Below are 3,699 nucleotides of genomic sequence, written 5' to 3' on the forward strand. Positions count from 1 at the left end.
CGATGGCCTGGATCGAGCGCTATGGCGACCGCATTACGGCCGCCCATGTGAAGGACATCGCACCGGAAGGGGAATGCCTCGACGAGGATGGCTGGGCCGATGTCGGTCACGGCGTCATGGACTGGAAAGGCCTGATGGCCGCCTTGCGCAATATCGGCGTCGACCTGTTTGTGCTTGAACATGACAAGCCGTCCGACTTTGACCGTTTTGCGACACGCTCAATCGAAGCTTTCCGTACTTATTAAGGACACACAATGAGTAAGACACTTGGGATCGGCATCCTGGGATGCGGCAACATCTCGGCTGCCTATATGCGCCTTGCGCCGCTGTTTCGCGGCATCGAGGTTCGTGCCTGTGCCGATATCAACGAAGCAGCGGCGAAGGCTCGTGCCGAAGAATTCAAGCTGCGGGCTGAAACCATCGACGGTCTTTTGGCAGCAGACGACATCGACATCGTCGTCAACCTGACCATCCCGTCCGCCCATTTCGAGGTTTCAAAATCAATTCTGGAGGCAGGCAAACACGTCTATTCGGAAAAACCGTTCGTCCTCAGCGTCGAAGAAGGCCAGGCGCTTGCCGAGATAGCGGCCGCAAAGGGGCTGCGGGTCGGCTCGGCACCGGACACGTTCATGGGTGGGGCGCACCAGCTTGCCCGGTATCTTGTCGATACCGATGCGGTGGGCCGGGTGACGTCGGGAACCTGTTTTGTGCAGAGCCCGGGCATGGAAATGTGGCATCCCAACCCGGACTTCTTCTTCCAGCCGGGTGGTGGACCGATCCTGGATCTTGGCCCCTACTACATCTCCAACCTCGTGCAACTCCTTGGCCCGGTCGATCGGGTCACGGCAATGAGTTCGTCCGGATCCGAGTATCGCACCATCACGTCGCAACCGCGCTTCGGAGAAAAGATCAAGGTCGAAACACCGACAACGATCCATGCGGTGATGAAGTTTCAGTCCGGAGCGCAGGTCACCTATTGCGCCAGCTGGGACGTCTGGCAGCACGGACATTCCAACATGGAACTGTACGGTCAACAGGGTACGCTGCATGTGCCGGATCCGAACTTCTTCGGCGGAGAAGTGCGCCTGACGGACAAGAGCAGCTTCGTCAATGTCTCGGAGAACTGGGATCACCCTTTCTCCAAGGCCAATGACGGCAGCCACGCCAACTATAGAACCGCAGGTCTTGCGGATATGGCCCAGGCCATTCTCGAGGGACGTCCGCACCGGTGCTCGCTCGAATTCTCCCTTCATGTCGTGGATGTGATGACATCAATCCTCGCATCCGGCGAGACCGGGCAGTACAAGGACATTCTCACCACATGCGAACGTCCTCTAGCTCTTGGCCCACAAGCAGCGAAGGACCTTCTGGCACAATCGGAGACATGATGACCTGGACGGCTGCTGACACGCGTTACGACACGATGGAATACCGCCGTTGCGGACGATCGGGACTTAAACTCCCGGTCATCTCGCTCGGCCTCTGGCACAATTTCGGTGACGACACGCCGCATGAACGCAAGCGTGAAATCGCCCGAACCGCATTAGATCTGGGGATCACCCATTTCGATCTGGCCAACAATTACGGTCCGAAGCCGGGCGCGGCAGAGTCCGCGTTCGGGGAATTGCTGCGCACCGATTTCGCTCCCTATCGGGACGAAATGATCATTTCATCCAAGGCCGGCTACGAAATGTGGCCCGGTCCGTATGGCGAGTGGGGCAGCCGCAAATACCTGATCGCGTCCTGCGATCAGTCCTTGAAACGGATGGGGCTCGACTATGTCGATATCTTTTATTCCCACCGTTTCGACCCGGATACACCGCTCGAGGAAACGATGATGGCGCTCGACCATATCGTCCGCTCCGGGCGAGCGCTTTATGTCGGCATCTCTTCCTACAATTCACAGCGGACGCGCGAGGCTGTGGCGATCCTGAAGGACCTCGGCACACCTTGCCTGATCCACCAGCCGAGCTATTCGATGATCAATCGCTGGGTGGAAGAAGATGGCCTGCTGGACACTCTGGACGATCTTGGAATCGGGTCAATTGCCTTTTCGCCGTTGGCTCAGGGCATGCTGACCGACAAATACCTGAAAGGTATTCCGGAAGGCAGCCGGGCAACCCAGGGCAAGTCGCTGCAAAACCAGTTCCTGTCGCAAGAGAATCTGGAGACGATCGGGAAGCTCAACGACATTGCACGCAGACGCGGACAGACTCTGGCCCAAATGGCGCTTGCCTGGGTGCTGCGCGGTGGCCGCGTGACAACTGCACTTATCGGTGCCAGCAGGAAAGAACAGGTTGAAGGTTGCGTCGGCGCCGTTGCCAATCTCGACTTTACCGATGCCGAACTGACTGAAATCGAGGAAACCACCCGCGAGGCGGATGTCAACCTGTGGGCGGCGTCCGCCGAACGCAAGGGACCCTCGCGCAAATGACCTCAATTGAACACATTTCATCTGATTAAAGGAGTACCTCATGGCCGGACTGATCAAGGGACCTGCAATTTTTCTTGCCCAGTTTGCGGGCGATGAGGCACCGTTCAATTCGCTGCCCTCCATTGCAAAATGGGCAGCGGATCTCGGTTACAAAGGCATTCAAATCCCGACTTTTGACGGCCGCCTGTTCGATCTCGACACGGCGGCTGAAAGCCAGATCTATTGCGATGAGATCAAGAGTATCTGCTCTGACGCCGGTGTCGAGATCACCGAGCTTTCAACCCATCTGCAAGGTCAGCTTGTCGCGGTTCATCCTGCCTATGACCTGGCGTTTGACGGCTTTGCCCCGGAACATCTGCACGGCAATCCGCAAGCCCGGCAGGAATGGGCGGTCGACCAGATGAAGAAGGCCGCCAAGGCAAGCCGGAATCTCGGGTTGAACACATCCGTCAGCTTTACCGGCTCTCTCGCCTTTCCCTATCTCTATCCGTGGCCGCAGCGGCCGGCCGGTCTCATAGAGGAAGCCTTTTCGGAACTGGCAAAACGCTGGAAACCGATCCTTGATGTCTATGAGGATCACGGTGTTGATGTCGGTTACGAAATTCATCCGGGGGAAGATGTCTTTGACGGGGCCACCTTCGAGATGTTTCTTGATGCGCTTGGCGGACACCAGCGCTGCCAGATCAACTACGATCCGTCGCATTTTCTCCTTCAGCAGATGGACTATCTTGCCTTTATCGACATCTATCACGAGCGCATCTGTGCATACCACGTGAAGGATGCTGAATTTAATCCTGACGGACGCCAGGGTGTTTATTCCGGTTACCAAAGCTGGGTTAATCGCGCTGGACGTTTCCGGTCTCTGGGAGATGGCCAGGTCGATTTCTCCGGCATTTTTTCCAAGCTGGCGCAATACGGTTATGACAGCTGGGCCGTTCTGGAATGGGAATGCTGTCTGAAATCGCCGGAACAGGGCGCCGCCGAAGGAGCTCCCTTTATTGACAGCCACATCATCGAAGTCACCGACAAGGCCTTCGACGATTTTGCCGGTGGAGATACGGACCAGGAACAGATCCGCAAGATGCTCGGGCTCTGAACACGCTTCAAGGTCTCGGCACCATTTGGTCTCTACGGTCGAGACGCCCCAACCTTCAGTCTCTCCCAACCCCACAAACAGGAGCGATTGGTGGTGGGGGCGTCCAGCATCGGATCTGCCGGTTGCGATTATCCCGTTCAGAGCATCACGATTTGAGTTGCAGTTCGTC

Annotated in this window: 4 protein-coding genes; all 4 read left to right on the forward strand. The window is 57.1% G+C overall.

From position 1 onward, the window contains the following. On the forward strand, positions 1 to 245 hold a 245-nt coding region (locus K5905_RS29770; protein WP_297591259.1), incomplete at its 5' end, for a sugar phosphate isomerase/epimerase. Between the two features lie 9 nt (positions 246 to 254). Continuing rightward, positions 255 to 1,388, forward strand: coding sequence for a Gfo/Idh/MocA family oxidoreductase (locus tag K5905_RS29775; protein WP_297591262.1), 1,134 nt, complete (start codon positions 255 to 257; stop codon positions 1,386 to 1,388). Further along, positions 1,388 to 2,434, forward strand: coding sequence for an L-glyceraldehyde 3-phosphate reductase (gene mgrA, locus K5905_RS29780; RefSeq protein WP_297591264.1), 1,047 nt, complete (start codon positions 1,388 to 1,390; stop codon positions 2,432 to 2,434). Before K5905_RS29775 ends, mgrA begins: the two co-directional genes overlap by 1 nt. A gap of 40 nt (positions 2,435 to 2,474) precedes the next feature. Beyond that, positions 2,475 to 3,530: a sugar phosphate isomerase/epimerase gene (locus tag K5905_RS29785; RefSeq protein ID WP_297591267.1), complete on the forward strand. Its 1,056-nt coding sequence runs from the start codon at positions 2,475 to 2,477 to the stop codon at positions 3,528 to 3,530. Positions 3,531 to 3,699: the final 169 nt, after the last annotated feature.

It is taken from the genome of Roseibium sp., assembly GCF_025698965.1.
Lineage (GTDB): Bacteria > Pseudomonadota > Alphaproteobacteria > Rhizobiales > Stappiaceae > Roseibium.

Coding starts and splice junctions, on each gene's coding strand:
- K5905_RS29775 (WP_297591262.1), top strand. CDS start 255: ATGAGTAAGACACTTGGGATCGGCATCCTGGGATGCGGCAACATCTCG.
- mgrA (WP_297591264.1), top strand. CDS start 1,388: ATGACCTGGACGGCTGCTGACACGCGTTACGACACGATGGAATACCGC.
- K5905_RS29785 (WP_297591267.1), top strand. CDS start 2,475: ATGGCCGGACTGATCAAGGGACCTGCAATTTTTCTTGCCCAGTTTGCG.